Below are 1,804 nucleotides of genomic sequence, written 5' to 3' on the forward strand. Positions count from 1 at the left end.
CCCGGCTGATCTGCCATCGCCACTGCCTCCGCTGACCAGCGGCAGTGAATCAGCTTCGCGCCTCAGCCGCGAGGTTTTTCGAAATGTCCACCCGCCTCGCCGCCTACGCCTGCCTCAGATGGCCAAAGTTGAGCTTAGAATACCTTGGTACCCTCAATTACGCCAAGTTCCGAACGCTTCAGTTCATCTTCAATTTTACGAAGCAGACCACGTTTTTCTTCAAGGATTTTTTCAAGAGCGGAAATTTCTTTTCGGAGCGTCGAATATTGATCTGTCACTTCATTATAATTTACTGCTTGGATGGAGACCATCTGTTCGTCTCGGACTTGCCGTAGAAATGTATGTATTTGTCGATGCGTTACTTCGGGATGCATAACGCCTTCCTGCTGAGCCCGTTCTAATAACGCGTCGTTCATTGTTACGAAGCGATATATTGTTGTGTAGTTTCGGGGAAGCTTAGAGGCATCCAGCCGCCCTTTATCAATGTCCTCGGCCACACGACGCAGGCGATGAGCAACATTTTTATCGAAAGGGAGTTCATGCCTAATCATTTGCTCGAACTCACCGTGTTTAAGATTCTGTTTAGCCTGAACCAGATAACGGCCGATAGTTAAGAAGCTCTCAGCAGCATCGTCCCACAGCTTCTGAATCTCAAGTACATAGCTTGGTACATCACGGCACTCTAATAAAGTGTTACGAAGGACTTTATCTCGATTTCTAAAACCCTGCTCCGGCGTAGCAGTGGCAGGAAGCGAAGACGACTTTCTTCGGGTTCGAGATAGAACGAATCCAGTCATGCTGCTGGCTCCAGTCGCAGTTGATGGCAAATGAAGAGCCATACAGCTCGAATATCATCTATGGCTTTGGACCGACGTATCTCAATCGCCCCAACACCAAGATCGTGGGTCGCCTCGATGTCATCTAGCAATCGAACATCCACCGGACAAAGTGGTCCGGCGGCATTGAGGCGGTTTCGTGCTTCTTGATAACGTCGATGCTGCCTTTGAACTTTGTTAAGCAGGAAAGCAGCAGGGGCACGTTCTCGCTGCAGGAAACTCATCCATTCAATTACGCTATCTAAGTCGGCAGTACCGGGAGATGTTGGAATGATGATGAAATCGGCTTTTTTTACCAGAAGCCTGCTTTCCCGAGGATAGTCGTCGATACCGGGAGGGGTGTCTACAATCACCAAGTCGGCATCTTCGAAGGTGCCAACTTCAGATATAGCTTGAGTGACATCCGTCATTTTGCCCTGCCACAAGAAAATTTCAGGTGCCTGCTCTGGTCTACGCTGATGCCAACGACTTAGAGACTTCTGCGCGTCTAGATCAATCAAAACAACCTTGTAGCCTGCATGAACCGCACAAACAGCCAAGTTTAAACTTGTTGAAGTTTTTCCTGTCCCTCCTTTTCCGGCTGATGTCAGAATCCATTTTTGGCGCTTCTCCGTCGGGTGAAGCATTGGAGAGGGACACGAGCTTACAGGCATTTTCTCGACGGCACCGATAATCGGCCGACCTTTGGTTGATGTTGCCATTGATCCGACCTTTGTGGGACATCAGAATAGCTCGAGAAACCAGTGCACGTAAACTGGTCGAGGCGGCCCTCTGCTGCACCCGGAAAGTGGCGACGTCGCCACTTTTGAAGCTTACATCTAGAGGCTGTTATGGACCTGCGGCCAGTTGAGCAGCCTGCTTGAGCATGAGGCAGGCGAAGGCGATGAGGTGGAGATCGGCAAGGGTGCTGGCGTAGCGCTCGTAGTCCTTCACCAGGCGCCGGAACCGGTTGGCCCAAGCAAAGGAGC

2 protein-coding genes and 1 pseudogene are annotated in these 1,804 nt (G+C 50.6%); all 3 read right to left on the reverse strand.

The genetic code is table 11. The features are described from left to right. Positions 1-134: 134 nt before the first annotated feature. Positions 135-797, reverse strand: coding sequence for a DUF3102 domain-containing protein (locus EBE87_RS28170; RefSeq protein ID WP_158601086.1), 663 nt, complete (start codon positions 795-797; stop codon positions 135-137). After that, on the reverse strand, positions 794-1,537 hold the full coding sequence (locus EBE87_RS28175; RefSeq protein ID WP_120641240.1) for a ParA family protein: 744 nt from the start codon (positions 1,535-1,537) through the stop codon (positions 794-796). The genes EBE87_RS28170 and EBE87_RS28175 overlap by 4 nt, the downstream gene beginning before the upstream one ends. A gap of 127 nt (positions 1,538-1,664) precedes the next feature. Beyond that, a pseudogene (locus tag EBE87_RS28180) lies at positions 1,665-1,804 on the reverse strand (IS5/IS1182 family transposase); the annotation flags it as partial.

The sequence above is a fragment of the Teichococcus wenyumeiae genome (genome assembly GCF_003696345.1).
Classification (GTDB): Bacteria; Pseudomonadota; Alphaproteobacteria; order Acetobacterales; family Acetobacteraceae; genus Pseudoroseomonas; species Pseudoroseomonas wenyumeiae.

Coding starts and splice junctions, on each gene's coding strand:
- EBE87_RS28170 (WP_158601086.1), bottom strand. CDS start 797: ATGACTGGATTCGTTCTATCTCGAACCCGAAGAAAGTCGTCTTCGCTT.
- EBE87_RS28175 (WP_120641240.1), bottom strand. CDS start 1,537: ATGGCAACATCAACCAAAGGTCGGCCGATTATCGGTGCCGTCGAGAAA.